A 26,345-nucleotide genomic window follows, 5' to 3' on the forward strand; every position below is an offset into this window, starting at 1 on the left:
CCCCCTCCGAACTGCGGAAACGCAGTTCGGAGGGGGTTTCTTCGTATGCGTGGGCGGCCGGCTTCCGTCGTGCGTCGTCGCGTGTTCGAACACCTCGTCCCGAGCGGGCGGACGGGTGCCGTGGACGCCGTACCCGGCCCCTCGCCACCGCTCGCCCGGAGCCCTCGACGCCACGTGGTATCCGTCACCGGGAGGCGTGAGGAGTCCCGCTCCGCCGACGGCCACCGCGACCGTGCGGCGGCCCCGCGAGACGTCGTGACGCGGGTGGCGGAGCCGTCCACGCGGTCAGGAGACTCCGTTGGTCCACCTGGCCGCACATGGCCGCGCAGATCACGGGTCCGCGCCGTCCTGCGTGTTTCCATCACGGCCAGGAGGCATATGACATGGCTGACGATCGACGGCAGGACAACCACTCCCGGCCCATCACGTCGCGGCGTCGTGTGTTGGCCGTGGCGGCCCTCGCGCCCGTGCTGACCGGGGCCCCGAGCGAAGCTCGCGCCCTCTCCACCCGAAACGGGCGGGCAATGGCCGAGCCGGTGCTGACAAAACTGGCCGACTGGGCGGACGTGGGCAAGGCCCTCGGCCGGCCCGGCGACATGAAGCGGTTCATGTACCACACGGGCATGCCGCGCAAGGACCTCACGGTCTTCACCCGCGGAGTCCGGATCAACCCCACCCTCGCCCTGGGCACGCACGTGTCCTTCGTCCGGTACACCGACCACAGCACGCTCCTCATGGGCGACGCCGTGGTCACCGAACGCGAACTGCAGCACTTCATCGACGTGCTGCAGGACCACGGGATCATGCAGACCGCCATCCACAAGCACCTGCTCGCTCACGAGCCGGACGTCTGGTGGGTCCATCTGCACGCCCACGGCGACGATCCGGTCGCCGTCGCCCGCGGCCTGCGTGCCGCGTTCGACTGCACCGGCACCCCGCCCGCCGAACCCACCGTCGCCTCGCCGCCCATCGACCTGGACACCGCCGCGATCGACGCCGCGCTGGGAGTCAAGGGCTACGCGGACGACGAGATCTACAAGAGCGTCTTCGCCCGCCGCGAGACCATCGCCGACGGCCACCTGATCCTTCCCCCGGGACTGGGCGCCACCACCTCCGTCAACTTCCAGGCACTGGGCGGCGGACGGGCGGCGATCAGCGGTGACCTGGCGATGACCGCCGAGGAGGTCCAGCCCGCACTCGTCGCCCTGCGGCGCAACGGCGTCGAGCTCGTCGAGGTCCACCACCACAACCTGACCGACGAACCACGCCTGTTCTTCGTCCACTTCTGGGCCGTCGACGACGCGGTGAAGCTCGCCGCCGGCCTTCGTCACGCAGTGGACACCACCAACGTCGTACCTATGCCTGGAGGAGCCGGCTGATGACCGGTGACAAAGAGACGCCCACCTGCCCGTTCGACTACAGCGAAGCACTCGACTTCGACCCGGTGCTCGCGAAGCTGATGCACCGTGACGCCCCGGCCCGCATCCGGCTGCCCTACGGCGAGGCCGACGCCTGGCTGGTCACCGGCTTCGACGCCGTCAAGCACGTGACCACCGACCAGCGTCTGAGCCGGGCGGCCATCATCGGCCACGACTACCCCCGGCTCACGGCCGAGCCCATCGTCTCGCCCGAGTCCATCAACGTGATGGATCCGCCGCACAGCAGCCGTGTACGCCAGCTGGCGTCGCAGGCCTTCACCCAGCAGCGGGTCGACGGCATGCGGCACCGGATCGTCCGGCTCGCGGACCTCCTGCTCGACGAGATGGAGGAGAAGGGCCCGCCGACGGACCTGGCCAAGCACCTCTCCACCACGCTTCCCCAGCACACCGTCCTCGACCTCCTCGGCGTCGCGCGGGAGGACTGGCCCCGGATGCAGGAGAACGTGCTCCGGCTGTTGGTCGTCGACGCGCACAACAAGGACGCGGCCGCGAAGGCCAAGGCCGATCTGACGGCCTACTTCGCCGAACTCGTCGAGCAGCGCCGCCATTCACCCGGCGACGACCTCATCAGCCTGATGGCCGAGGCGCGGGACGGCGAGGACCACCTCGACGACAACGAACTGGCGGTCATGGCGCTGACCCTGGCCCTCAGCGGCCAGGACACCGCGACCTGCGAGATCAGCAACATCGTCTACCTGCTCCTCACCCACCCCGAGCTCGAGGACCACATCAGGCGCCGGCCCGAGACGCTCACCGACGTCCTGCACGAGATGCTCCGCTACATCCCGTTCCGCAAGGGGGTCGGCATTCCGCGGATGGCTCTGGAGGACCTGGAGCTGGACGGCGCACAGATCCGGGCGGGCGACTTCGTCCACGTCTCGTACCTGGCGGCCAACCGCGACCCGGAGCGCTACCCGAAGCCGGACGTCATCGACGTCGACCGCCCGAACCGTCCGCACATGACGTTCGGCTGGGGCGGGCACCGCTGCATCGCCGTCCCGCTGGCCATGGCGGAGCTCGAAGTGGCCGTCGGCCGCCTCATGCAGCGCTTCCCCGGGCTGAAGCTCGCAGTGCCGCCGGACGAGGTGCGATGGGACCAGCAGACGATCCGGCGCTTCCCGCTGGAGCTGCCGGTCACTTGGTAGGACCACCTGCCGACGCCGTCGGCCCTTCGCTCGGGGAAACCCCCGCCGGATCGCGAGAACGCGGTCCGGCGGGGGTTCTTCGTACCCCCGTGAAGGGCGGGCTGTGCCTGCGTGCCGCCCGGCCGGGGCAGACTGGACCCATGTCGTCGCGTCGCAGGAACTGCCCCGAGTGCCGCCGGGAGATCGCCGTCGTCGCGGGCCGGTTCGCGCGGCACGACCCGCCGGGCCCGCGGGGGAGCGGAGCGCTGGTCTCGTGCCCCGGCTCACGCCGGCAGGCGCAGACGGGCATGGCCCAGCCGACACTGGACGGGTACACGGTCCCCGACTTCCCCGGACAGCTCCCGCTGTTCTGACGTACGCCCGGACAGCTCCCGTTGTTCTGACGTACGCCCGGACAGCTCCCGCTGTTCTGACGTACCCCCGGACCGAGCCGGACGAGCATCGGCGGCTCGCCCGACGAGCATCCGCGGCCTGCCCGACCAGCACCCGGAGCACGCGCGACGATCACCCGCGGCACCCCCGACACGCACCCGGAGCGCGTCTGACGAGCACCCAGGCACCCCTGACGAGCACCTGGGGCACCCTTGACGAACACCGGGAGCGTGCCGCCCCCCGCGCGCAGAGACGACCGGGCCCAGAGCAGGGCGCGCCCCGCAGCCGCGGATACGCCGCCGTCTAGTTCCCCGCCACCGACTTGACCCCCACCGAGACCGGCGTCGAGCCGCTGATCAGTTCCAGGGTCAGCCCGGCCGTCGCCGAGCTGTCCACCAGCTCCGCGAGGACCGCGGCGACGTCGTCGCGCGGAATCATGCCGCGGCCGGTGTGCGCCTCCAGACGTACGAGACCGGTGCCGGCGTCGTCGATCAGGCCCCCGGGGCGCAGGATCGTCCAGTCCAGGCCCGGACGACTGCGTACGTACACGTCGGCCTCGCCCTTGGCGCGCAGATACGCGTCGAACACGTCGTCCCCCTCGTGCGCGGGGTCCGCGCCCATCGACGACACGACCACATGACGGCGCACGCCCGCGCGTTCCGCCGCGTCCGCGAACAGGATCGCGGCCCCCTTGTCCACCGTCTCCTTGCGGGCCGCCCCGCTGCCCGGACCCGCGCCCGCCGCGAAGACGGCGGCATCGGCGCCCTGCAGGTGCGCGGCCACCTCCTCCACCGAAGCCGACTCCAGGTCGCACAGAACCGGCTCGGCGCCGGCTTCCCGCAGATCGTCGCCCTGCTCGGGGCGCCGGATGATACCCGCGACCTCGTCGCCGCGCGCGGCGAGCAGCCGCTCCAGCCGCAGCGCGATCTGACCATGACCTCCAGCGATGACAATGCGCATGTTTCCGACCGTACGCCCGGACGGACGCGTTCGCCGCACAACCTTGTGAGCGGCTCATGTGTCACATGTGTGATCACTGAGAACGAGGATTCGAGGGGACGTCGCGCGGACGCGCGCGGCGTCGCAGAGGAGAGCATCATCACCGCCATACGCAAGACCGTCACCGCGGCCGGCTGCGCCGCCGTCCTCCTCGCCACCGCTGCCGCCTGCGGCACGGTCAAGAACCTCACCGCCGGACAGAAGGTCGACCACGCCGTCGACCAACTCGGCGAAAAGAAGTCCCTCGCCTTCCAGTTGGACCTCGACGCCTCCCCCGACGCGATCACCTCGCTGGCGAACGCGTCCGGCGACGCCGACGAGGCCATGCCGCCGGAGTTCGGGAAGTTCGTCAGCGGCCTGCGCGTGGATGTCGCCGTCAAGTCCCGTAAGCCGCTGGAGGATTCGGGCGAGAAGGACCTGATCGGTACGAGCCTCAAGATCTCGGGGGCCGACGGCGTCCTCGCCGAGTACCGGGTCGTCGGCGACTTCACGTACTACCGCTCCGACATGAAGGCCATCGGCAAGGCCATGGGTGTCCCCATGCCGACGGCCGACCAGATCCCGGACTCCGAGAAGGAGTTCAAGAAGATCCTCGAGGGCGACTGGGTGAAGGTCGACACCCGTGAGCTGGCCAAGGCCCAGAAGTCGCACAAGCGCGGCGCAAAGGGATCGGCCGGCGACGTCGACGCCAAGACCCAGCGGAAGATCCTCAAGGCCGTCCGCGGTGTCATCGCCCGTGACGTCACCTTCCACACCAAGAGCGGCGGCGACGGCACCGAACACGTCGTGGCCAAGGCCAACTTCCGCGAGCTGATCCGCGGGGTCTTCGACAAGCTCCGTCCACTGGAGGGCGACCTTCCGCCCGGTACGGAACTCCCCACGGACAAGGAGCTCAAGGACGCCCCGAACAAGAAGGTCGCGGTCGACTTCACGCTGAAGAACGGCGACCTCACCCAGGTCAAGATCGACCTCGGTGTCCTCGCCGACGCCCCGAAGTCCGTGAAGCTGCCGCTGGTCCTGAAGTTCTCCGATGCGGGCGACGTCAACGCGCCGGCGGGGGCCACGGAGATCCCCGTGGACAAGGTTCCCGGCGGCAGCCCGCTCGCCGGCGGGCTGTTCGGCGGCGACGAGCTCTAGAGGAAGGCGACGAACTCCAGAGGTTCATGACTCCCGCCCCGGGGCGGGAGTCGACTCCGGGGCACGGGAGTGGCCGGGGCTGCGGGCCCCGGCCTTCGAAGGCGCGCGGTGAGGGCAGCACGAGAACACTCCACGCGCGCGGGTCCCAGGGAGCGCCCTGCTCCCAGGCGAAGAGCTCCCCGGTCCCGCCCTGATCCGTGCGAGCGCCTTTGAGGCGCGCCCCGCTTCGAGCAGACCTGCTCCGAAGCGAGCCCCGCTCCGAGGCGAGCCCTGCTGCGAGGTGCGCCCTGCTCCGAGGCGAGTCCCGCTCCGAGGCGAGTCCCGCTCCGTGCAGGCCTCTACAAGGCTTGTCCCGCCCCGCGGGAGCGGCTCCCAGGCGCGCCGGGCGGTCGTCCCGCGCGGCGCACGGAACGCGGCTCGGCGTGCCTCACGACGATTCGGCCCGCCCCTGCCGTGGCAGGTCCATTCCGGCCACGGTCGCCGAGTTGCAGTACTCCCGCACCGCGCTGGTCCGCGCCACCACCCGCCCGCGGTGCACCACGATCCGGCTGTACGCCAACGACAGCGCTCCCGCGAGCCCTTCGCCCCGTACCGCGAGCAACTCGGCCGGGAAACCCGCCTCCACCCGCACCTCGGGCAGACCCAGCGCGGCCCGTGCCGCACCCGCCACGGCGTCGTAGGCCTCCTCCGGGCGCAGCCCCCATCGCGAGGCCAGCAGGTACGCGGCCTCCAACGGGTCGCCCCGCCCGACAGGGTTCGACAGGTCGCGCAGGGCGCCGCTGCCCGCCGCCACGCGTACACCCGCGGCGCGCAGCATCCGTACGGGCGCCACTCCCCGGCGGTCCACCGACCCGCAGCCGCCCTGCGGCAGGCACACCACCGTGATCCCCGCCGCGGCGAGCTGGTCGGCCGCGCGGGAGGCCGCCTCGGCTGGCAGCCGTCCGAGACCGGCGCACGGGCCGAGCGTCACACCGGCCCGCAGCCCGCTCGCCATCGCTGTGAGCCGGGCGAGCCGGGCCGGGTCGGCGCCGTCCGTGTGCAGGTCGACCGGGCAGCCGAGCTCCTCGGCCATTTCCAGGACCGCCTCCACGTATCCCGTCGGATCGGGGTCGGTGTCCGGGCAGCCACCCACCACGGTGGCGCCCATCTTCACGGCGTCCCGCAGCATCGCCAGGCCGTCCGCCCCGGCGACCCCGGTCAGCACCCGCGGCATCGCCACCGCCGTCAGCTCGGCGAGCCCACGCAGCGACCGCCGGGCCTGGAGCACCGCCGCCAGCGCGTCCAGCCCCTGTACGTCGCCGACGCGCACGTGAGAGCGCAGCGCCGTGGCGCCGTGCCCGAGTTGCAGCAGCGCCGCCTCGGTGGCCCGGCGCTGGACCTCCGGGGAGTCGTACGCGAGCGGCCCCTCGCCGTCGGCCGTCAGCGCGGTGTCCACGTGGGCGTGCGGCTCGGCCGGGGCGGGCAGGAGCAGGTAGCCGTCGAGGTCCACCTTCGCGGCGAGGGTGCCGGCGACCCCTGTCGCCAGGCTTCCCGCGGTGCCGACCGCCTCGATGCGCCCGCCGCCCAGCCGTACGTCCACGGTCCGGCCGTCGGTGAGCCGCGCCCCGCACAGCAGCAGGGTGGCCGTGTCGGCCTGGCCCGACCAGGAGTGGGGCGGCTGCGGCTGGCTGTCGGGCATCGCGCTCCTGGGGCTCGGGTGCGGGACGGGCGCCCGCGAGGAGCGGGACTCAAGATCACTCAGCGTGAGTCGAGCCTAGGGTGGCAACTCGCCCGCGTCGGGGAGGAGCGCAATAGTCGTACCGGTGTGGCCTGCCGGTTCCGGAACGCGCGGACCCAGGGTGATCCCTGGTGATCAGGGGTGCGTGAGGGGCTCCGGAAGGCCCGTGGGAACGCGCGCGGAAGCGGAAGGGAACAGGCCGGGGCGGGTGCCGCGAAACGGATTTGGGCGATCGGCGGCCTACCGTGTAATGTCTTCATCGCTCGCCCCAATAGCTCAGTCGGCAGAGCGTCTCCATGGTAAGGAGAAGGTCTACGGTTCGATTCCGTATTGGGGCTCTGGTGTGAGAGGTTCCCGTCGCAAGACGGGGCCCGATCGCATCACAGCGGTGTAGCTCAGTCGGTAGAGCAAGCGGCTCATAATCGCTGTGTCACCGGTTCAAGTCCGGTCACCGCTACTGACAGTAGCCGATTGTGGGGTCGGTCCTTCGATCGGCTACTCTTCTATGCGTTAATCGTCCCATCCGTTCGTCAAGGAGCACTCCTGTGGCTGCCACCGACGTCCGCCCGAAGATCACGCTGGCCTGCGTGGAGTGCAAGGAGCGGAACTACATCACCAAGAAGAACCGGCGTAACAACCCGGACCGACTGGAGATGAAGAAGCACTGCCCGCGTTGCAACGCGCACACCGCGCACCGCGAGACGCGATAAATCAGGCTCGTACACGAGGCCGTCCCCTTCGCGGGGGGCGGCCTCGCGTCGTTGTGGAGCCGCGGCGCCCCAGGGCGCGGCGGGTCCGGACGAGTGCCGCGTCGCCGCAGGGCGCCGCGTCGTTATAGAGCCAAGACAGCCCGCCCGGCTATGACAGAGCGACGTCCCGTCCCGGCCCGGGCGGGACGGGAATCCGTTCCGGTCCGGACGGGACGACATTCCGCCGGCCGGGACGCCGAGTCCAGCGAAGACAACCAGGAGGTGCCGAGCCCATGGCGCTCGACCAGTCCTTCGTGGGGCGGTCCTACCCGCCCACCGACCCCTACGAGGTCGGCCGGGAGAAGATCCGCGAGTTCGCGGAGGCCGTCGGGGACCTCAACCCCGCGTACACGGACCCGGAGGCCGCCAAGGCGCTCGGGCACGCCGACGTGATCGCCCCGCCGACCTTCGTGTTCGCGATCACATTCAAGGCCGCCGGCCAGGTCGTTCAGGACCCGCAACTGGGCCTCGACTACAGCCGGGTGGTGCACGGCGACCAGAAGTTCGCCTACACCCGCCCGGTGCGTGCGGGCGACCGGCTCACGGTCACCTCGACGATCGAGTCGATCAAGTCCCTCGCGGGCAACGACATCCTGGACATCCGTGGCGAGGTCCACGACGAATCGGGCGAGCACGTCGTGACGGCCGTCACGAAGCTGGTCGCGCGCGCGGCGGAGGAGGGCTGACATGACGGCGAAGATCACTTACGCGGACGTCGAGGTCGGCACCGAGCTGCCGGCCCAGACCTTCCCCGTCACCCGGGCCACCCTGGTCCAGTACGCGGGCGCCTCCGGGGACTTCAACCCGATCCACTGGAACGAGAAGTTCGCGGTCGAGGTCGGCCTCCCCGACGTCATCGCGCACGGCATGTTCACCATGGCCGAGGCGATCCGCGTCGTCACCGACTGGGTCGGCGACCCGGGCGCGGTCATCGAGTACGGCGTCCGCTTCACCAAGCCCGTCGTCGTCCCGAACGACGACAAGGGCGCCACGATCGAGGTCAGCGCCAAGATCGGCGCGAAGCTCGACGACAACACCGTCCGCGTCGACCTCACCGCGACCAGCGCGGGCCAGAAGGTCCTGGGCATGTCACGAGCGGTCGTACGGCTGGCCTGAGCGGCCGGACCGGGCCGCGACGGCATGACCGAAGTGCCGCGACGGCACGACGGAAGTGCCGCGACGGCACGACGGAAGTGCCGCGAGCGTGCGGCGGAAGTAAGGGGCGTTCTCCATTGCGGGGCGCCCCTTACGCGTGGGAGGACCCCTACCGGCCCCAACGCGCCGCGAGGGCAGGGCGTTCCGTCGCCGGCCCTGCTCCTGTTCCCGCCACTCCCCTCTACTACTCCCGGCGCCCTCCCCGTGTGCCGGACGCCCCCGGGCTCCCGGCCCTCCCCGACACCCCTTGACGTAGTTAGTGATTGAGTACTAACTTACTCGCATGGTCAGGATGAGCGCAGAAGAGAGGCGCGAGAGCGTCATCCGCGCGGCGATGAGCGAGTTCGCTCGCGGCGGCTACTACGGCACGTCCACCGAGGCGATCGCCAAGCGCGTCGGCGTCTCGCAGCCGTATCTCTTCCGCCTCTTCCCGGGCAAGAAGGCGATCTTCCTCGCGGCGGCCGAGTACTGCATGGAGCTCACTCGGCGCACCTTCGAGGAGGCCTCCGAGGGGCTGCAGGGCGAAGACGCCCTGCATGCCATGGCGAACGCGTACGTCAAGGTCATCGCCGAGCAGCCGGAGCGGCTGCTCATGCAGATGCAGATGTACGTCGCCGTGGCGGCGGCCGAGGAGGCCGGTGACCATGAACTCGGCGAGGCGGTGCGGGCCGGCTGGATGCGGCTCTGGGACGTGGTCCACGTACCGCTGGGTGCGGACGTGGACGAGACCGCGACCTTCATGGCGTACGGAATGCTCGTCAACTGCCTGGTGTCGATGGGCTTCCCGCCCGAGCACCGGGTCTGGGAAGGGCTCTACCCGTCGGCGAGGATCACGGGCCGGCTGGAGAAGTAGGCGTGACGGGTCCGGCGGGCCTTGCGGGCCCCTCCGGCCCGACGGGTTCGACGGGCCGAGGCCCGAGATGGGTGCACTGAGGCCCGAGACGGACGGGCTGAGGCTTTGAGGAACGCAGGCTGAGGCCTGGGACGGACGCAGAAACCGCGAGTGCGGAGTCGGGGGGATTTCTGCCCTCTCCATGCCCGCGGAAGTTAGTCAGCAATAACTAACCTTTCATTGCCATCATGCTCTGGGGGAGCGATGTCACAGGGAACCGCACAGTCCGCACCGGCGGGACGCACGGAACCGGCCGCACGTCGCGGGGGAGCAGTCTGGGCCCTCGTCATCACCAGCGTCGCCGGATTCATGGCGGCCCTCGACAACCTCGTCGTCACCACCGCCCTGCCCTCGATCCGCAAGGACCTCGGGGGAGCGCTGGACGACCTGGAATGGACCGTGAGCGCCTACACGCTCACCTTCGCCGTCCTGCTCATGTTCGGCGCCGCACTCGGTGACCGCTTCGGACGCCGACGGCTCTTCCTCGTCGGGCTGGGCGTCTTCACCGGTGCCTCGGCCGCCGCGGCCATGGCGCCCGGCATCGACTCCCTGATCGCCGCCCGGGCGGTCCAGGGCGTCGGCGCGGCGATCATGATGCCCCTGACCCTGACCCTGCTGACCGCGGCGGTTCCGCCCGCCAGGCGCGGGATGGCGTACGGGATCTGGGGTGCCGTCAACGGACTCGCGGTCGCCTCCGGCCCGCTCATCGGCGGCAGCCTCACCGAACACGTGTCCTGGCACTGGATCTTCTGGCTGAACGTGCCGCTCGGCCTGACCCTGCTGCCGCTCGCCCGGCTGCGCCTCTCCGAGTCGCACGGCACCGGCGCCCGGCTCGACGTCCCCGGCACCCTGCTCGCCAGCGGCGGCCTCTTCGGGATCGTCTACAGCCTGGTCCGCGGACCCGCCGACGGCTGGACCAGCCCGCTCGTGCTGACCGGCCTGTTCGCGGGCACCGCGCTGCTCGCCGGATTCGTCCTGCACGGCAGCCGCGCCAAGAACCCGATGCTGCCGATGCGGCTCTTCCGCTCCCGCGCCTTCGCCGGGATCAACGCCGCGAGCCTGCTGATGTTCCTCGGAATGTTCGGCTCGATCTTCCTGCTCAGCCAGTACATGCAGGGCGTCCTCGGCTACTCGCCGACCGAGGCGGGACTGCGGATGCTGCCGTGGACCGGCATGCCGATGCTCGTCGCGCCGATCGCCGGCTACCTCTCCGACCGCATCGGCGGGCGCCCGGTGGTCGCCACCGGCCTCTTCCTCCAGGCCGCGGGCCTCGCGTACTACGCCACCGTGATCGCCGCCGACGCCTCGTACCTCTCCCAGCTGCCCGCGCTGATCATCAGCGGCGTCGGGATGTCCCTGTACTTCGCGCCCGCCTCCAACCTGGTCATGTCCAGCGTCCGCGCCACCGAGCAGGGCATCGCCTCCGGAGCCAACAACGCGCTGCGCGAGGTGGGCGGCGCGCTCGGTATCGCGGTGATGTCCTCGATCTTCTCGGCGCAGGGCGGCTACGAGTCCGCGCAGAGCTTCGTCGACGGCCTGCGGCCCGCCCTCGTGGTCGGTTCCTCGGTCGTCGCCCTGGCGGGCATCGCGGCCCTGGTCATCCCGTCCGCACGCCGTGCCGCGCGGACGCCCGTCGCGTCCTCCTCGCCGGCCCCCGCCCTCGAGACCGTCTCCCGCTGAAGCCCGGAAGGAGCCCGGACATGCCCACCCTTCCCTGGACCGTGCCGAACACGCCCCCGCGGGACACCGAGGTGCATGTGATGGCCTCCCGGTTCGAGACCCGCACCCTGTGGGGAGCGCTCCGGTTCTTCGCGCGGACGCCGGGCGTGTGGCGGCAGGTCGGCAAGGCCCCCGGCGCGTACGGCGCCTCGCTGAAGGCGGCGCCCCTGCGGCGCACCTTCTGGACCGTGTCCGCCTGGGAGTCGCCCGCCGCCCTCAAGGAGTTCGCCCGCTCCGGCCCGCACGCCCCGGCCGCGGGAGGCCTGCGGCACCAGATGAAGGACGCGAAGTTCCTCACCTGGAAGACGTCCGCGGACGAGCTGCCCCTCGACTGGGCGCAGGTGCTGCGGCGCTTCGACTGACCGCACGTGACACGGCTGTGGCCCCGCCCCGACGGCGGGGCCACAGCCGTGTCCGCGCCGCCACGGAGGGCGTACGCCGCCCTGTCCGCCGCCACCGGTGGCCGGACGCGCCCGGCCCTTCTCGTAGTCTTGGGCGCGTGCAGGAACTCCACGACGCCCCGCTCGCCCCGCTGACCACCTTCCGGCTCGGGGGCCCGGCCACCCGGCTGATCACCGCCACGACCGACGCCGAGGTCGTCGCCGCCGTGCGCGAGGCCGACGACACCGGTACGCCGCTGCTGCTCATCGGCGGCGGATCGAACCTGGTCATCGGCGACAAGGGCTTCGACGGCACGGCCCTGCGCATCGCGACGACCGGCTTCGCGCTCGACGGCACGCGGCTGGAGCTGGCGGCCGGCGAGGTGTGGACCGACGCGGTCGCCCGCACCGTCGAGGCCGGACTCGCCGGCATCGAGTGCCTCGCCGGCATCCCCGGCTCCGCGGGCGCCACCCCGATCCAGAACGTGGGCGCGTACGGCCAGGAAGTGTCGTCGACGATCACCGAAGTGGTCGCCTACGACCGCACGGCGCGCGAGACGGTCACGCTGACGAACGCGGAGTGCGCCTTCTCGTACCGGCACAGCCGCTTCAAGGCCGACCCCGACCGTTACGTCGTGCTCCGTGTCCGCTTCCGGCTGGAGGACGCGGAGGGACTGTCGGCGCCGATCAGGTACGCGGAGACGGCCCGCGTGCTCGGCGTGGGACCCGGCGACCGGGTGCCGCTGGCGGCCGCCCGCGAGACGGTGCTGGGGCTGCGCTCCGGCAAGGGCATGGTCCTGGACCCCGAGGACCACGACACCTGGTCCGCCGGGTCGTTCTTCACGAACCCGATCCTCAACGACGAGGAGTTCGCCGCGTTCCACGCGCGCGTGGAGGACCGGCTCGGCGCCGGGACCGTGCCGCCCGCGTACCCGGCGGGCGACGGCCACACCAAGACCTCCGCGGCCTGGCTGATCGACAAGTCCGGCTTCACCAAGGGCTACGGCAGCGGGCCCGCCCGGATCTCCACCAAGCACACGCTCGCCCTCACCAACCGGGGCGAGGCCACCACCGAGGACCTCCTCGCGCTGGCCCGCGAGGTCGTCGCCGGCGTCCACGAGGCCTTCGGGATCACCCTGGTCAACGAGCCCGTCACGGTCGGCGTACGCCTCTAGAGAGCGCGGGCGTCGTCCACTCCGCCCCGGACGCGCTCACCCTGGCACCGGCCCGCCCGGCGCGTGCGGGCGCGGCACAGCCTCACGCCCCGCACACTGCCGTCCGGGCCCGCCCCGGACGACCGCGTGCCGCCCCTCAGGACGTCAGCCAGTCGTCGACCCCCGCCAGCAGCTTCGCCCGCACGTCCTCCGGGGCCGCCGAACCGCGGATGGACTGGCGCGCCAGCTCGGCGAGCTCCGCGTCCGTGAAGGCGTGGTGGCGGCGGGCGATGTCGTACTGGGCGGCCAGGCGGGAACCGAAGAGCAGCGGATCGTCGGCGCCGAGCGCCATCGGGACACCCGCCTCGAACAAAGTGCGCAAGGGGACGTCCTCGGGCTTCTCGTAGACGCCCAGGGCGACGTTCGAGGCCGGACACACCTCACAGGTGACCTGGCGGTCCGCGAGGCGCTTCAGCAGCCGCGGGTCCTCCGCGGCCCGCACCCCGTGGCCGATCCGGGAGGCGTGCAGGTCGTCCAGGCAGTCACGTACCGAGGCCGGGCCGGTCAGCTCCCCGCCGTGCGGGGCGGACAGCAGCCCGCCGTCGCGCGCGATGGCGAAGGCCCGGTCGAAGTCCCGTGCCATGCCGCGCCGTTCGTCGTTGGAGAGCCCGAAACCGACGATGCCCCGGTCCGCGTAGCGCACCGCGAGACGGGCCAGCGTGCGGGCGTCCAGCGGGTGCTTCATCCGGTTCGCCGCCACCAGGACGCGCATCCCGAGACCGGTGTCCCGCACCGCCGAGTCCACGGCGTCCAGGATCACCTCCAGCGCCGGGATGAGCCCGCCCAGACGCGGGGCGTACGACGTCGGGTCGACCTGGATCTCCAGCCAGCCCGAGCCGTCCCGCAGGTCCTCCTCGGCGGCCTCGCGGACCAGCCGCTGGATGTCCTCGGGTTCCCTCAGACACGAGCGGGCCGCGTCGTACAGGCGCTGGAAGCGGAACCATCCGCGCTCGTCGGTCGCCCGCAGTCTCGGCGGCTCCCCGCTGGTCAGCGCGTCGGTCAGCGCCTCCGGCAGCCGGACACCGTATTTGTCGGCCAGCTCCAGCAGGGTGGTCGGCCGCATCGAACCGGTGAAGTGCAGGTGCAGATGGGCTTTCGGCAGCTCAGAGACATCACGTACACGCTCCATCCCAGGATCCTGCCGTACCTCCCCGCTCTCCCGGTAGCCGTTTCCCCTTTAGTGGCCTTGATCGCACGGACGATCGGGCCGGCTCCCCGCGGCCGGCGGCACCCGGCCGGGCGGGCCGGTGGGGGCACCTGAAGCGGACGGGCCGCCTCCCCGAAGGGAAGCGGCCCGTACACGCGCGCGTGGAGCGCGACATCGAGAACGACGCCCCCAAGGGGCGTACGGGAACGTCAGTCCCGCGCCTCGGCCAGCAGCTTCTGGATCCGCGAGACACCCTCGACGAGGTCCTCGTCACCGAGGGCGTACGACAGACGCAGATAGCCCGGCGTGCCGAAGGCCTCGCCCGGGACGACCGCGACCTCGGCCTCCTCCAGGATCAGCGCGGCCAGCTCGACGGTGTCCTGCGGGCGCTTGCCGCGGATCTCCTTGCCGAGCAGGCCCTTGACCGACGGGTACGCGTAGAAGGCGCCCTCGGGCTCCGGGCAGAGCACGCCGTCGATCTCGTTCAGCATGCGCACGATGGTCTTGCGGCGGCGGTCGAAGGCCTCGCGCATCTCGGCGACGGCCTCCAGGCCGCCGGAAACGGCGGCGAGCGCGGCGACCTGCGCCACGTTGGAGACGTTGGACGTGGCGTGCGACTGGAGGTTCGTCGCGGCCTTGACGACGTCCTTCGGGCCGATGACCCAGCCCACGCGCCAGCCGGTCATCGCGTACGTCTTGGCGACGCCGTTGACCACGATGCACTTGTCGCGCAGCTCGGGCACGACCACCGGCAGGGAGTGGAACTCGGCGTCCCCGTAGACCAGGTGCTCGTAGATCTCGTCGGTCAGGACCCACAGGCCCTTCTCGGCGGCCCAGCGGCCGATCTCCTCGATCTGCTCACGGCTGTAGACCGCGCCGGTCGGGTTCGACGGGGAGACGAACAGCAGCACCTTGGTGTTCTCGGTGCGGGCCGCCTCCAGCTGCTCGACCGAGACGCGGTAGCCGGTGGTCTCGTCGGCGACGACCTCCACCGGCACACCGCCGGCGAGACGGATCGACTCCGGGTACGTCGTCCAGTACGGCGCCGGGACGATGACCTCGTCGCCCGGGTCGAGGATCGCGGCGAAGGCCTCGTAGATGGCCTGCTTGCCACCGTTGGTGACCAGGACCTGGGCGGCCTCCACCTCGTAGCCGGAGTCGCGCAGGGTCTTCGCCGCGATGGCGGACTTCAGCTCGGGCAGACCGCCGGCCGGCGTGTAGCGGTGGTACTTCGGGTTCTTGCACGCCTCGATGGCGGCCTCGACGATGTAGCCCGGGGTCGGGAAGTCGGGCTCACCGGCGCCGAAGCCGATCACCGGACGCCCGGCGGCCTTGAGGGCCTTGGCCTTGGCGTCCACGGCGAGGGTGGCGGACTCGGAGATCGCGCCGACTCGGGCGGAGACCCGGCGCTCGGTGGGAGGGGTTGCAGCGCTCATGGCACCCATCGTTTCAGACCCGAAACGCCCCCGGCACGCGGGTTTCACGGACTGAACATCCACAGAACATCTGTCCGGATCCGGACGGCTCACCAGTGGATCTTCGTCATGGGAGGCCCGTGCGGACACTTTCTGTTCGACGCCCGGCTCAGGAGCACGTACACTCTCACCTCGTTGGCCTTCACCGGCCGCACTCACCCGGTGCACAACGAGCACCCGGGCGAATGCGGTACGTTGGGGGAAATCAAAGGGTCGTAGCTCAATTGGTAGAGCACTGGTCTCCAAAACCAGCGGTTGGGGGTTCAAGTCCCTCCGGCCCTGCTACACACTCCTTCGCCAGGATGTGTGCGCATGTACGTACTGCAATGCACCGCCGTGCGGCTCAACCGGGCGCGGCACGGCCACGACCCGGAATCAGGTGAGGACGAGTGACGGACGCCGTGGGCTCCATCGACATGCCTGATGCCGAGGCGCCCGAGTCCAAGAAGAAGCCCCGCAAGGGCGGTAAGCGAGCCAAGCAGGGCCCGCTGAAGCGCCTTGCCACCTTCTACCGCCAGATCATCGCGGAGCTCCGCAAGGTCGTCTGGCCGACTCGCAACCAGCTGACGACGTACACCACAGTGGTGATTGTCTTCGTTGTCATCATGATCGCCTTGGTGACCGTGATTGACTATGGGCTCAACCACGCCGCCAAGTACGTCTTCGGCTGAGCCGAGAGCGAAGGGCGCCGTCACCGGCGCCCCTTTCGCGTGTTCCACCCCCATGCATCCAGGAAGAAGCAGCCACCGTGTCTGACCCGAACCTGAACGACGCCTCCGAGTCGGTCGAGTCCGTCGAGGACGAGCTCGACATCGTGGAGGGCGCGGACACCGAGGACCCGGACGAGGTCGACGCTGCCGACGCCGAAGCCGGCGAGCCCGCCGAAGAGGCCGCCCTCCACGTCGAGGACGAGTCCGGTGAGGACGTCGAGGACGAAGAGGTCTCCGAGGAGGCCCTCGACGAGGAAGAGGCCGAAGAAGAGGCCGAGCCCGTCGACCCCGTCACCGCGCTGCGCGAGGAACTGCGCACCCTCCCCGGTGAGTGGTACGTCATCCACACCTACGCCGGTTACGAGAACCGCGTGAAGACCAACCTCGAACAGCGCGCCGTCTCGCTGAACGTCGAGGACTTCATCTTCCAGGCCGAGGTGCCGCAGGAAGAGGTCGCGCAGATCAAGAACGGCGAGCGCAAGACGATCAAGCAGAACAAGCTCCCGGGCTACGTCCTGGTCCGCATGGACCTGACGAACGAGTCCTGGGGCGTCGTCCGCAACACCCCCGGCGTCACCGGCTTCGTGGGCAACGCCTACGACCCGTACCCGCTGACCCTGGACGAGATCGTCAAGATGCTCGCCCCCGAGGCCGAGGAGAAGGCCGCCCGCGAGGCCGCCGAGGCCGAGGGCAAGCCCGCCCCGCAGCGCAAGGTCGAGGTCCAGGTGCTGGACTTCGAGGTCGGCGACTCGGTCACCGTCACCGACGGCCCCTTCGCCACGCTGCAGGCGACCATCAACGAGATCAACGCCGACTCGAAGAAGGTCAAGGGCCTCGTCGAGATCTTCGGCCGCGAGACCCCGGTCGAGCTCTCCTTCGACCAGATCCAGAAGAACTGACGTTCTTTCGGATCCACTGCTTCCGAACAGGTCAGACGGGCTCTCAATGGGGGCACCTCCCGCTCGCGGGAGACCGTCTGACCTGCTCGGTTTTTGGCCGCACGAGGATACCCGTTATCGTTGTGCGGTATGCCTCCATCCGGATGAACCGGACGGAAGCTGAAAACTCTCACTAGGACCCGGAGAGAGCACATGCCTCCCAAGAAGAAGAAGGTCACGGGGCTCATCAAGCTCCAGATCCAGGCCGGCGCCGCCAACCCGGCTCCGCCGGTCGGCCCGGCGCTGGGTCAGCACGGCGTCAACATCATGGAGTTCTGCAAGGCCTACAACGCCGCGACCGAGTCGCAGCGCGGTTGGGTCATCCCGGTGGAGATCACGGTCTACGAGGACCGTTCCTTCACCTTCATCACCAAGACGCCGCCGGCCGCGAAGATGATCCTCAAGGCCGCGGGTGTCGAGAAGGGCTCCGGCGAGCCGCACAAGACCAAGGTCGCCAAGATCACCGAGGCGCAGGTCCGCGAGATCGCCACCACCAAGATGCCCGACCTCAACGCCAACGACCTGGACGCCGCCGCGAAGATCATCGCCGGCACCGCCCGTTCCATGGGCATCACGGTCGAGGGCTGACACCCACCTTCAGGACAACCGTGGAAGGGCCTGCTCGGCCCGCACCACGACTCCTCAGAACACATCAGGAGCAGTAGTGAGCAAGCGCAGCAAGTCTCTCCGCGCTGCGGACGCCAAGGTCGACCGGGACAAGCTCTACGCCCCGCTCGAGGCCGTCCGTCTCGCCAAGGAGACCTCCACGACCAAGTTCGACGGCACCGTCGAGGTCGCCTTCCGTCTGGGTGTCGACCCGCGCAAGGCCGACCAGATGGTCCGTGGCACCGTGAACCTCCCGCACGGCACCGGCAAGACCGCCCGGGTCCTGGTCTTCGCGACCGGTGAGCGTGCCGAGGCCGCGACTGCCGCGGGCGCCGACATCGTCGGCTCCGACGAGCTGATCGACGAGGTGGCGAAGGGCCGTCTGGACTTCGACGCCGTCGTCGCCACCCCGGACCTCATGGGCAAGGTCGGTCGCCTCGGCCGCGTCCTCGGTCCCCGTGGTCTCATGCCGAACCCCAAGACCGGCACCGTGACCCCGGACGTCGCGAAGGCTGTCACCGAGATCAAGGGTGGCAAGATCGAGTTCCGCGTCGACAAGCACTCGAACCTGCACTTCATCATCGGCAAGGTGTCCTTCGACGACACCAAGCTGGTGGAGAACTACGGCGCCGCGCTCGAAGAGATCCTTCGTCTGAAGCCGTCGGCCGCCAAGGGTCGCTACATCAAGAAGGCCGCGATCAGCACCACGATCGGCCCCGGCGTTCCGGTCGACCCGAACCGCACCCGCAACCTCCTCGTCGAGGAGGACCCGGCCGCCGTCTGAGCCCTGAGCTCACCCCGGTGACCGCGTCGCGCACGCGTTCTTGACACGGGCCCCGCAACCTTTCGAGGTGCGGGGCCCGTCCCTGTCTGCGGACGAAGAATCCGGATACGTGTGTCAGTGGGCTGCGCTAGCGTGCAGGACACAGATTTCGCATAGGGGTGGGACGAATGAAGAGCACGACCGTGCGTCGCGTGACCCTCTCGATCGCGCTGGTCAGCGCGCTGACAGGGGTGGCCGCCTGCAATTCCTCGGACTCCTCGGGGGGCTCCGGCAAGGACGACAAGGCGGTGCACAAGGGCACCACGCACGTCAGTCCCGTCGCCGCCCTGCGCTCCGCGGAGAAGTCCACCGACTCCGCCGACTCCGCCAAGGTCGAGTCGACGACGACCATGGGCACGCTGATGTCCATGAAGGCCGACGGAGTCATGGGCTGGGCCGACGGCCTCACCGGCAACCTGACCATCACGTACACCGGCGGCACCATGGCCGACACGATGCGTCAGACGGGCAGCACCTCGATGCAGGCCCGCTATCTGCCCGACGCGTACTACGCGCGGATGAGCGACAAGTTCGCCCAGCAGGCGGGCGGCAAGCACTGGATCCGGTACGGGTACGACGACCTCGCCAAGCTCGGCGGCGGCTCCGGCGCGTATCTGAAGGACCAGATGCAGAACACCACGCCGAACCAGTCCGTGAAGCTCCTGCTGGCCTCCGGCGACGTCCGCAAGGTCGGCGAGGAGACGGTGCGCGGCGAGCAGACCACGCACTACTCCGGCACCGTGGACGTCGCGGACCTCGCCGGCAAGGGCTCCAACCTCAGCGCCGGCCAGCTGGCCGACCTGAAGAAGCAGCTCACCCAGGCCGGCGTCAGCACGGAACAGATCGACATCTGGGTCAACGGCGACGACCTCCTGGTCAAGAAGGTCGAGAAGGGCGAGCTGTCCACCGGCACCATGTCCTCCACCGCCTACTACAGCGACTACGGCGTGAAGGTCTCGGCCGAGGAGCCGCCGGCCGGCGACACCGCCGACTTCAAGGACCTCATGCAGCAGCAGGGCGCGACCGGCGGCACCAGCTCCTGAGGACCGGCGTGCGGCGGGTGCGGCGTGCGCGCCGCACCCCGCCAGGCCGGGCACGCGGGGCCTCGCTCTGCCCCGCGCCTCCCTGGCCCGACTCCCACCCGCCCCGTCCGCCCCGTCCGCCCCGTCCGTCCCACGGGAATTGAAGAGGACCACCCGCACCCCTTGGGATACGCTCACGGCCAGTCTGTGTATCACTCAAGTGTTTCCTGGGGGGAAGCATGGGGATTTCTGTTCGCGCAACCGTGCGGCGTGGGGCGACCGGAGCGGCGCTGGCCGCGCTGGTCCTGGGCGGCGGCGCCGTCGGCTGCTCCAAGTCGAAGGCCGAGGACGAGCCGAAGATGGCACCCGCCGCGGCCGTCGCCAGAGCGGCCAAGAACAGCGAGGACATCACGTCCCTTCGCTACCGGATGAGCGGCACGGTCCCGGAGTCGGGCCGGGTCAAGGCCACCGCGGCGATGAACATGGAGCCGCTGGCCATGAGCATGAAGATCACGGCGGCCGGCCAGGACGGCGGCACGACGGAACTGCGGCTCGTCGACAAGGCCATGTACCTGGGCGGGGGCGAGGACGCCGCCAAGGAACTCGACGGCAAGCACTGGATGAAGTTCGACATGTCCGGGATGGCCGAGCGCGGGGACGGCTCCCCGGGGTTCGACGCGAGCAAGCTCTCCGACCAGGCCGACCAGAACCCCGCCCAGGAGTCCACCTTCCTGTCCGGCTCCAAGGACGTGAAGAAGGTCGGCGCCGAGAAGGTCGACGGCGTCGAGACCACCCACTACAAGGGCACGGTCACCCTCGACGCCCTGCGCGCGAGCTTCAAGGACGAGAAGAAGTCGACCCGCGAGCGCCGCGAGAAGAGCCTCAAGCAGTACGAGGACCTGGGCATCGACAAGCTCACGATGGACATGTGGATCGACGGCGACGACCACACCAAGCAGTTCCGCACGCGCGCCGACGCGGACAAGGGCCCGTTCGACGTGACCATCACCTTCCTCGACTTCAACAAGCCGGTGTCGATCAAGGCCCCGGCCGCCGGCGACACCGTCGACCTCGCCGAGATGCTGAAGGGCGCCCAGGGCTGACCCGCCGCGGGCCGGCCGGACCCGTCGGGTCCCGGCCCCGGCCCGCCCGCCCCGGGCCATGCCCGCCCCGTTCCAGGGCCGGTGAGTGCGGGCCCGTGGGCCCCGGGGGAGCGCCCCTTGACGGATTTGCTCGGCGGCGCCCCCTTCACGTACTGTTCTCCAGAAGCCAAAGACCGCTGGTCGTTGCCGTGTGCTCGTAAGAGGACGTGGCGGCCGAAGGATCCGCTGAACTGCGGACGACCCGCGCAGGTGATTGTGGATGTGCTCCCGGAGTCCGCTTGCCCAGCATGCGAACGAACCGGTCGAGCTACGCCCCGAGCGCCTGCGCCGGGGCGTTTCGTTTTGCCCAGCCCCTTCCGAGCGGTCCTCATCACCCGGAAGGAGGCCACGCTCTATGGCAAGGCCCGACAAGGCTGCCGCGGTAGCCGAGCTCGCGGACCAGTTCCGCAGCTCGAACGCCGCTGTGCTGACCGAGTACCGGGGTCTCACCGTGGCGCAGCTCAAGACGCTGCGTCGTTCGCTCGGTGACGACGCCCAGTACGCCGTGGTGAAGAACACGCTGACCAAGATTGCGGCCAACGAGGCCGGGATCTCCACGCTCGACGACCTGTTCAACGGTCCGACGGCGGTCGCTTTCATCACCGGTGACCCGGTGGTGTCGGCGAAGGGTCTTCGTGACTTCGCCAAGGACAACCCGAACCTCGTCATCAAGGGCGGTGTCCTTGACGGCAAGGCGCTGTCCGCCGACGAGATCAAGAAGCTTGCGGACCTCGAGTCCCGCGAGGTTCTGCTCGCCAAGCTGGCGGGCGCCTTCAAGGGCAAGCAGACGCAGACTGCGCAGCTCTTCCAGGCGCTTCCCTCGAAGCTCGTCCGCACCGTGGACGCTCTTCGTGCCAAGCAGGACGAGCAGGGCGGTGCCGAGTAATTCGGCTCGCACGTTGACCGACGCCGCCTGAGGCGACGGTCGAAGCGGGCCGAAAGTACGCCCGCCGACATGTACATCCGGCACCAGCCGAATTAGTGGAAGGATCGCCCATCATGGCGAAGCTCAGCCAGGAAGACCTGCTCGCTCAGTTCGAGGAGATGACCCTCATCGAGCTCTCCGAGTTCGTGAAGGCCTTCGAGGAGAAGTTCGACGTCACCGCCGCCGCGGCCGTCGCCGTTGCCGCCCCGGGCGCCCCCGGTGCCCCGGCCGAGGCCGCCGAGGAGAAGGACGAGTTCGACGTCATCCTCACAGGCGCCGGCGACAAGAAGATCCAGGTCATCAAGGTCGTGCGCGAGCTGACCTCCCTGGGTCTGAAGGAGGCCAAGGACCTCGTCGACGGCACCCCGAAGCCGGTCCTGGAGAAGGTCAACAAGGAGGCCGCTGAGAAGGCCGCCGAGTCCCTCAAGGCCGCCGGTGCGGCTGTCGAGGTCAAGTAAGACCTCACGGTCCCCGCGGACCGTACCTGCGAGCTGAAGCAGCTCCCTCCGGCGGCGCCACGAGGCGTTCCGACGGCGCTGTAACGCTGACGCACTGAAGAGCGATCACCCAACTGGGTGGTCGCTCTTCGGCGTTCCAGGGGGTCGCCGCGGCGGCTGCCTTGCGCTGTCGGTGGCGACGAGTATGGTGATCTTCGTTGTGCCTCCGCCCGCCCTGTGACGGGCCGCAAGACGGGTTGCAAGAGGTGCCGCACGTGACGATCGCGGCACTTGCTTGGGGCATGGGGGGCCTTGACGAACCGCACGCAGCGCGCAATTCTCAGGACGCGTCGTCACAACGATCCGAATCCGAGGCATGGATCGACGACGAAGAGGGCAGTATCGATGTGCATTGAGGGCGTGGCTTGCCGCAGGTGTTGAGAACAACGAGGGTCTCAAAAACCGGGACTGGACATCAGTGGGCCGAGTGGCTACACTGACCCTTTGCGCTGCCTGTTAGCTGCCTCCTGCCCGTCACCAGGGGCATGCCCGTGTATGAGCACCGACGATTGAATCGTCCCTGACCTGGCCTTATTCGGCTGATTCGGGAACGGCCCTCTCTCTGTGTCCAGCATGGGACCGGTACGCGCGTAGTGAGTCCGAGCCCTCGGAAGGACCCCCTCTTGGCCGCCTCGCGCACTGCCTCGACCGCGAATACGAACAACGGCGCCAGCACCGCCCCGCTGCGCATCTCCTTTGCAAAGATCAAGGAGCCCCTTGAGGTTCCGAACCTTCTTGCGTTGCAAACCGAGAGCTTCGACTGGCTGCTCGGCAACGACGCGTGGAAGGCTCGTGTCGAGGCGGCTCTGGACAACGGACAGGACGTCCCCACGAAGTCCGGTCTGGAGGAGATCTTCGAGGAGATCTCCCCGATCGAGGACTTCTCCGGGTCGATGTCGCTGACGTTCCGCGACCACCGCTTCGAGCCCCCGAAGAACTCCATCGACGAGTGCAAGGAGCGCGACTTCACGTACGCGGCCCCGCTCTTCGTCACCGCCGAGTTCACCAACAACGAGACCGGCGAGATCAAGTCCCAGACGGTCTTCATGGGCGACTTCCCGCTCATGACCAACAAGGGCACCTTCGTCATCAACGGCACCGAGCGTGTCGTGGTGTCGCAGCTCGTCCGCTCGCCGGGCGTCTACTTCGACTCCTCCATCGACAAGACGTCCGACAAGGACATCTTCTCGGCCAAGGTCATCCCGTCCCGGGGTGCCTGGCTGGAGATGGAGATCGACAAGCGCGACATGGTCGGTGTGCGCATCGACCGCAAGCGCAAGCAGTCCGTGACCGTCCTGCTCAAGGCCCTCGGTTGGACGACCGAGCAGATCCTCGAGGAGTTCGGCGAGTACGAGTCCATGCGCGCCACCCTGGAGAAGGACCACACCCAGGGCCAGGACGACGCGCTGCTCGACATCTACCGCAAGCTGCGTCCGGGCGAGCCCCCCACGCGTGAGGCCGCGCAGACGCTGCTCGAGAACCTCTACTTCAACCCGAAGCGCTACGACCTCGCGAAGGTCGGCCGCTACAAGGTCAACAAGAAGCTGGGCGGCGACGCCCCGCTCGACGCCGGCATCCTGACCGTCGAGGACATCATCTCGACGATCAAGTACCTGGTGAAGCTGCACGCCGGTGAGACCGAGACCGTCGGTGACAACGGCACGTCGATCGTCGTCGAGACCGACGACATCGACCACTTCGGCAACCGTCGTCTGCGCAACGTCGGCGAGCTCATCCAGAACCAGGTCCGCACGGGTCTGGCTCGTATGGAGCGCGTCGTCCGCGAGCGCATGACGACCCAGGACGTCGAGGCGATCACGCCGCAGACCCTGATCAACATCCGGCCGGTCGTCGCCTCCATCAAGGAGTTCTTCGGCACCAGCCAGCTGTCGCAGTTCATGGACCAGAACAACCCGCTGTCCGGGCTGACGCACAAGCGTCGTCTGTCCGCGCTCGGCCCGGGTGGTCTGTCCCGTGAGCGGGCCGGCTTCGAGGTCCGTGACGTGCACCCCTCGCACTACGGCCGCATGTGCCCGATCGAGACGCCCGAAGGCCCGAACATCGGTCTGATCGGCTCGCTCGCCTCCTACGGCCGCGTCAACGCGTTCGGCTTCGTCGAGACGCCGTACCGCAAGGTCGTCGAGGGTGTCGTCACCGACGAGGTCGACTACCTGACCGCCGACGAAGAGGACCGATTCGTCATCGCGCAGGCCAACGCGCCGCTGACGGACGAGCTCCGCTTCGAGGAGTCCCGCGTCCTGGTCCGCCGTCGTGGCGGCGAGGTCGACTACGTCCCCGGTGACGACGTCGACTACATGGACGTCTCGCCGCGCCAGATGGTGTCGGTCGCGACCGCCATGATCCCGTTCCTCGAGCACGACGACGCCAACCGTGCCCTCATGGGCGCGAACATGATGCGTCAGGCCGTGCCGCTGATTAAGTCCGAGGCGCCGCTCGTCGGCACCGGCATGGAGTACCGCTGCGCGGTCGACGCCGGCGACGTGCTCAAGTCGGAGAAGGACGGTGTGGTCCAGGAGGTCTCCGCGGACTACATCACCACCGCCAACGACGACGGCACGTACACCACGTACCGCCTCGCGAAGTTCTCGCGCTCCAACCAGGGCACCTCCGTCAACCAGAAGGTTGTCGTGGACGAGGGCGCCCGGGTCATCGCCGGCCAGGTCCTGGCCGACGGCCCGGCGACCGAGAACGGCGAGATGGCGCTCGGCAAGAACCTGCTCGTGGCGTTCATGCCGTGGGAGGGTCACAACTACGAGGACGCGATCATCCTGTCGCAGCGCCTCGTGCAGGACGACGTCCTCTCCTCGATCCACATCGAGGAGCACGAGGTCGACGCCCGTGACACCAAGCTCGGCCCCGAGGAGATCACCCGGGACATCCCGAACGTCTCCGAGGAGGTCCTCGCCGACCTCGACGAGCGCGGCATCATCCGCATCGGTGCCGAGGTCATCGCCGGCGACATCCTCGTCGGCAAGGTGACCCCCAAGGGTGAGACCGAGCTGACCCCCGAGGAGCGCCTGCTCCGCGCGATCTTCGGTGAGAAGGCCCGCGAGGTCCGCGACACCTCCCTGAAGGTGCCGCACGGCGAGACCGGCAAGGTCATCGGCGTCCGCGTCTTCGACCGTGAGGAGGGCGACGAGCTGCCGCCGGGCGTGAACCAGCTGGTTCGTGTCTACGTGGCGCAGAAGCGCAAGATCACGGACGGTGACAAGCTCGCCGGCCGTCACGGCAACAAGGGTGTCATCTCCAAGATCCTGCCGATCGAGGACATGCCGTTCCTCGAGGACGGCACCCCGGTCGACATCATCCTCAACCCCCTCGGTGTGCCGTCCCGAATGAACCCGGGACAGGTGCTGGAGATCCACCTCGGCTGGCTCGCCAGCCGCGGCTGGGACGTCTCCGGCCTGGCCGACGAGTGGGCGCAGCGCCTGCAGGCCATCGGTGCCGACCAGGTCGCCCCGCGCACCAACGTCGCCACCCCGGTCTTCGACGGTGCGCGTGAGGACGAGCTCGCGGGCCTGCTGCAGCACACCATCCCGAACCGCGACGGAGAGCGCATGGTGCTCCCGACCGGTAAGGCGAGGCTGTTCGACGGCCGCTCCGGTGAGCCGTTCCCGGACCCGATCTCGGTCGGGTACATGTACATCCTCAAGCTGCACCACCTGGTCGACGACAAGCTGCACGCCCGCTCGACCGGTCCGTACTCGATGATCACCCAGCAGCCGCTGGGTGGTAAGGCCCAGTTCGGTGGCCAGCGCTTCGGTGAGATGGAGGTGTGGGCGCTGGAGGCTTACGGCGCCGCGTACGCCCTCCAGGAGCTGCTGACCATCAAGTCCGACGACGTCACCGGCCGCGTGAAGGTCTACGAGGCCATCGTCAAGGGCGAGAACATCCCCGAGCCCGGCATCCCCGAGTCCTTCAAGGTGCTCATCAAGGAGATGCAGTCTCTCTGCCTGAACGTGGAGGTGCTGTCCAGCGACGGTATGTCCATCGAAATGCGTGACACCGACGAGGACGTCTTCCGCGCGGCGGAGGAGCTCGGCATCGACCTGTCCCGGCGCGAGCCGAGCAGCGTCGAAGAGGTCTGACGGGAGTCCGGCGGGGCCCTTACCCACAGGGCC

The 26,345-nt window shown here is 69.5% G+C and carries 24 protein-coding genes and 3 tRNA genes; 23 read left to right on the forward strand and 4 right to left on the reverse strand.

The features are described from left to right. The first annotated feature begins 383 nt into the window (after positions 1-383). The 3 genes from ACSYGO_RS27335 to ACSYGO_RS27345 all read left to right on the forward strand — a co-directional run bounded on the left by ACSYGO_RS27335 (position 384) and on the right by ACSYGO_RS27345 (position 2,937). On the forward strand, positions 384-1,379 hold the full coding sequence (locus tag ACSYGO_RS27335) for a DUF1259 domain-containing protein (RefSeq protein WP_426680599.1): 996 nt from the start codon (positions 384-386) through the stop codon (positions 1,377-1,379). After that, a complete protein-coding gene (locus ACSYGO_RS27340; RefSeq protein ID WP_426680600.1) occupies positions 1,379-2,584 on the forward strand; it encodes a cytochrome P450 in 1,206 nt (401 codons plus the stop codon). The genes ACSYGO_RS27335 and ACSYGO_RS27340 overlap by 1 nt, the downstream gene beginning before the upstream one ends. 140 nt (positions 2,585-2,724) lie before the next feature. Next, entirely contained in the window at positions 2,725-2,937 is a 213-nt protein-coding gene (locus tag ACSYGO_RS27345) for a hypothetical protein (protein WP_345656177.1), read from the forward strand. Between the two features lie 322 nt (positions 2,938-3,259). On the opposite strand, the gene ACSYGO_RS27350 is transcribed toward ACSYGO_RS27345, so the two are convergent. After that, the gene (locus ACSYGO_RS27350) at positions 3,260-3,916 is read right to left on the reverse strand and encodes an SDR family oxidoreductase (protein WP_426680601.1); all 657 of its coding nucleotides are present in this window, start codon (positions 3,914-3,916) and stop codon (positions 3,260-3,262) included. Between the two features lie 69 nt (positions 3,917-3,985). Here ACSYGO_RS27350 and ACSYGO_RS27355 point away from each other — a divergent pair, with 69 nt between their 5' ends. Next, entirely contained in the window at positions 3,986-5,092 is a 1,107-nt protein-coding gene (locus ACSYGO_RS27355) for a hypothetical protein (protein ID WP_460387999.1), read from the forward strand. A 427-nt stretch (positions 5,093-5,519) separates the two neighbouring features. Here ACSYGO_RS27355 and ACSYGO_RS27360 read toward each other — a convergent pair whose 3' ends face one another. Continuing rightward, on the reverse strand, positions 5,520-6,770 hold the full coding sequence (locus ACSYGO_RS27360; RefSeq protein WP_460388000.1) for an amidohydrolase family protein: 1,251 nt from the start codon (positions 6,768-6,770) through the stop codon (positions 5,520-5,522). Between the two features lie 304 nt (positions 6,771-7,074). On the opposite strand from ACSYGO_RS27360, the gene ACSYGO_RS27365 reads away from it, so the two are divergent. From ACSYGO_RS27365 to ACSYGO_RS27405, 9 genes are all read left to right on the forward strand, one after another. After that, a tRNA-Thr gene (locus ACSYGO_RS27365) sits at positions 7,075-7,147 on the forward strand. Between the two features lie 46 nt (positions 7,148-7,193). After that, positions 7,194-7,266, forward strand: a tRNA-Met gene (locus tag ACSYGO_RS27370). An 88-nt stretch (positions 7,267-7,354) separates the two neighbouring features. After that, positions 7,355-7,519: a 50S ribosomal protein L33 gene (gene rpmG, locus ACSYGO_RS27375; RefSeq protein ID WP_003948671.1), complete on the forward strand. Its 165-nt coding sequence runs from the start codon at positions 7,355-7,357 to the stop codon at positions 7,517-7,519. Between the two features lie 272 nt (positions 7,520-7,791). Further along, a complete protein-coding gene (locus tag ACSYGO_RS27380) occupies positions 7,792-8,244 on the forward strand; it encodes a MaoC family dehydratase N-terminal domain-containing protein (RefSeq protein WP_095936023.1) in 453 nt (150 codons plus the stop codon). A gap of 1 nt (position 8,245) precedes the next feature. Continuing rightward, positions 8,246-8,674 carry a MaoC family dehydratase gene (locus ACSYGO_RS27385; RefSeq protein ID WP_432188637.1) on the forward strand — a complete coding sequence of 143 codons (429 nt, stop codon included), beginning with the start codon at positions 8,246-8,248 and terminating at the stop codon, positions 8,672-8,674. 322 nt (positions 8,675-8,996) lie between these two features. Further along, entirely contained in the window at positions 8,997-9,566 is a 570-nt protein-coding gene (locus ACSYGO_RS27390) for a TetR/AcrR family transcriptional regulator (RefSeq protein WP_432174899.1), read from the forward strand. Between the two features lie 243 nt (positions 9,567-9,809). Then, positions 9,810-11,285 carry a DHA2 family efflux MFS transporter permease subunit gene (locus tag ACSYGO_RS27395; protein WP_460388003.1) on the forward strand — a complete coding sequence of 492 codons (1,476 nt, stop codon included), beginning with the start codon at positions 9,810-9,812 and terminating at the stop codon, positions 11,283-11,285. Between the two features lie 20 nt (positions 11,286-11,305). After that, entirely contained in the window at positions 11,306-11,686 is a 381-nt protein-coding gene (locus ACSYGO_RS27400) for a DUF3291 domain-containing protein (protein ID WP_359502148.1), read from the forward strand. Between the two features lie 137 nt (positions 11,687-11,823). Beyond that, entirely contained in the window at positions 11,824-12,879 is a 1,056-nt protein-coding gene (locus ACSYGO_RS27405) for a UDP-N-acetylmuramate dehydrogenase (RefSeq protein ID WP_460388004.1), read from the forward strand. Positions 12,880-13,015: 136 nt separating this feature from the next. Here the strand turns inward: ACSYGO_RS27405 and ACSYGO_RS27410 are convergent, their stop codons facing one another. Together ACSYGO_RS27410 and ACSYGO_RS27415 are read right to left on the reverse strand one after the other, a co-directional pair. After that, positions 13,016-14,047, reverse strand: coding sequence for an adenosine deaminase (locus ACSYGO_RS27410; protein ID WP_426680609.1), 1,032 nt, complete (start codon positions 14,045-14,047; stop codon positions 13,016-13,018). A 227-nt stretch (positions 14,048-14,274) separates the two neighbouring features. Further along, positions 14,275-15,501, reverse strand: coding sequence for a pyridoxal phosphate-dependent aminotransferase (locus ACSYGO_RS27415; RefSeq protein ID WP_426680610.1), 1,227 nt, complete (start codon positions 15,499-15,501; stop codon positions 14,275-14,277). Between the two features lie 248 nt (positions 15,502-15,749). On the opposite strand from ACSYGO_RS27415, the gene ACSYGO_RS27420 reads away from it, so the two are divergent. The 10 genes from ACSYGO_RS27420 to rpoB all read left to right on the forward strand — a co-directional run bounded on the left by ACSYGO_RS27420 (position 15,750) and on the right by rpoB (position 26,312). Continuing rightward, positions 15,750-15,822: transfer RNA gene (locus tag ACSYGO_RS27420), tRNA-Trp, on the forward strand. Positions 15,823-15,929: 107 nt separating this feature from the next. Beyond that, positions 15,930-16,211 carry a preprotein translocase subunit SecE gene (gene secE, locus ACSYGO_RS27425; protein WP_028805118.1) on the forward strand — a complete coding sequence of 94 codons (282 nt, stop codon included), beginning with the start codon at positions 15,930-15,932 and terminating at the stop codon, positions 16,209-16,211. Between the two features lie 77 nt (positions 16,212-16,288). After that, the gene (gene nusG / locus ACSYGO_RS27430; protein ID WP_432174896.1) at positions 16,289-17,149 is read left to right on the forward strand and encodes a transcription termination/antitermination protein NusG; all 861 of its coding nucleotides are present in this window, start codon (positions 16,289-16,291) and stop codon (positions 17,147-17,149) included. Between the two features lie 192 nt (positions 17,150-17,341). Further along, positions 17,342-17,776 (forward strand): 50S ribosomal protein L11, encoded by a 435-nt coding sequence (rplK, locus tag ACSYGO_RS27435; RefSeq protein ID WP_028805116.1) that lies wholly within the window; start codon positions 17,342-17,344, stop codon positions 17,774-17,776. A gap of 76 nt (positions 17,777-17,852) precedes the next feature. Next, the gene (gene rplA, locus ACSYGO_RS27440) at positions 17,853-18,578 is read left to right on the forward strand and encodes a 50S ribosomal protein L1 (RefSeq protein WP_028805115.1); all 726 of its coding nucleotides are present in this window, start codon (positions 17,853-17,855) and stop codon (positions 18,576-18,578) included. A gap of 167 nt (positions 18,579-18,745) precedes the next feature. Beyond that, a complete protein-coding gene (locus ACSYGO_RS27445) occupies positions 18,746-19,660 on the forward strand; it encodes a hypothetical protein (protein WP_426680612.1) in 915 nt (304 codons plus the stop codon). 218 nt (positions 19,661-19,878) lie between these two features. Then, positions 19,879-20,742 (forward strand): LolA-like protein, encoded by an 864-nt coding sequence (locus ACSYGO_RS27450; protein WP_432174895.1) that lies wholly within the window; start codon positions 19,879-19,881, stop codon positions 20,740-20,742. 394 nt (positions 20,743-21,136) lie between these two features. Further along, positions 21,137-21,667 (forward strand): 50S ribosomal protein L10, encoded by a 531-nt coding sequence (rplJ, locus tag ACSYGO_RS27455; protein WP_028805112.1) that lies wholly within the window; start codon positions 21,137-21,139, stop codon positions 21,665-21,667. A 113-nt stretch (positions 21,668-21,780) separates the two neighbouring features. Continuing rightward, positions 21,781-22,164, forward strand: a complete 384-nt coding sequence (rplL, locus tag ACSYGO_RS27460; protein ID WP_426680614.1) for a 50S ribosomal protein L7/L12 — start codon at positions 21,781-21,783, stop codon at positions 22,162-22,164. 662 nt (positions 22,165-22,826) lie between these two features. Beyond that, positions 22,827-26,312 (forward strand): DNA-directed RNA polymerase subunit beta, encoded by a 3,486-nt coding sequence (gene rpoB / locus ACSYGO_RS27465; RefSeq protein WP_095936034.1) that lies wholly within the window; start codon positions 22,827-22,829, stop codon positions 26,310-26,312. The last annotated feature ends 33 nt before the right edge of the window (positions 26,313-26,345 follow it).

The organism is Streptomyces krungchingensis, assembly GCF_054729265.1.

Excerpts from the sequence above, each read along its gene's own strand:
- ACSYGO_RS27335 (WP_426680599.1), top strand. The coding sequence starts at position 384 with ATGGCTGACGATCGACGGCAGGACAACCACTCCCGGCCCATCACGTCG.
- ACSYGO_RS27340 (WP_426680600.1), top strand. The coding sequence starts at position 1,379 with ATGACCGGTGACAAAGAGACGCCCACCTGCCCGTTCGACTACAGCGAA.
- ACSYGO_RS27345 (WP_345656177.1), top strand. The coding sequence starts at position 2,725 with ATGTCGTCGCGTCGCAGGAACTGCCCCGAGTGCCGCCGGGAGATCGCC.
- ACSYGO_RS27350 (WP_426680601.1), bottom strand. The coding sequence starts at position 3,916 with ATGCGCATTGTCATCGCTGGAGGTCATGGTCAGATCGCGCTGCGGCTG.
- ACSYGO_RS27360 (WP_460388000.1), bottom strand. The coding sequence starts at position 6,770 with ATGCCCGACAGCCAGCCGCAGCCGCCCCACTCCTGGTCGGGCCAGGCC.
- ACSYGO_RS27380 (WP_095936023.1), top strand. The coding sequence starts at position 7,792 with ATGGCGCTCGACCAGTCCTTCGTGGGGCGGTCCTACCCGCCCACCGAC.
- ACSYGO_RS27385 (WP_432188637.1), top strand. The coding sequence starts at position 8,246 with ATGACGGCGAAGATCACTTACGCGGACGTCGAGGTCGGCACCGAGCTG.
- ACSYGO_RS27390 (WP_432174899.1), top strand. The coding sequence starts at position 8,997 with ATGGTCAGGATGAGCGCAGAAGAGAGGCGCGAGAGCGTCATCCGCGCG.
- ACSYGO_RS27395 (WP_460388003.1), top strand. The coding sequence starts at position 9,810 with ATGTCACAGGGAACCGCACAGTCCGCACCGGCGGGACGCACGGAACCG.
- ACSYGO_RS27400 (WP_359502148.1), top strand. The coding sequence starts at position 11,306 with ATGCCCACCCTTCCCTGGACCGTGCCGAACACGCCCCCGCGGGACACC.
- ACSYGO_RS27410 (WP_426680609.1), bottom strand. The coding sequence starts at position 14,047 with ATGGAGCGTGTACGTGATGTCTCTGAGCTGCCGAAAGCCCATCTGCAC.
- ACSYGO_RS27415 (WP_426680610.1), bottom strand. The coding sequence starts at position 15,501 with ATGAGCGCTGCAACCCCTCCCACCGAGCGCCGGGTCTCCGCCCGAGTC.
- rplK (WP_028805116.1), top strand. The coding sequence starts at position 17,342 with ATGCCTCCCAAGAAGAAGAAGGTCACGGGGCTCATCAAGCTCCAGATC.
- ACSYGO_RS27445 (WP_426680612.1), top strand. The coding sequence starts at position 18,746 with ATGAAGAGCACGACCGTGCGTCGCGTGACCCTCTCGATCGCGCTGGTC.
- ACSYGO_RS27450 (WP_432174895.1), top strand. The coding sequence starts at position 19,879 with ATGGGGATTTCTGTTCGCGCAACCGTGCGGCGTGGGGCGACCGGAGCG.
- rplJ (WP_028805112.1), top strand. The coding sequence starts at position 21,137 with ATGGCAAGGCCCGACAAGGCTGCCGCGGTAGCCGAGCTCGCGGACCAG.
- rplL (WP_426680614.1), top strand. The coding sequence starts at position 21,781 with ATGGCGAAGCTCAGCCAGGAAGACCTGCTCGCTCAGTTCGAGGAGATG.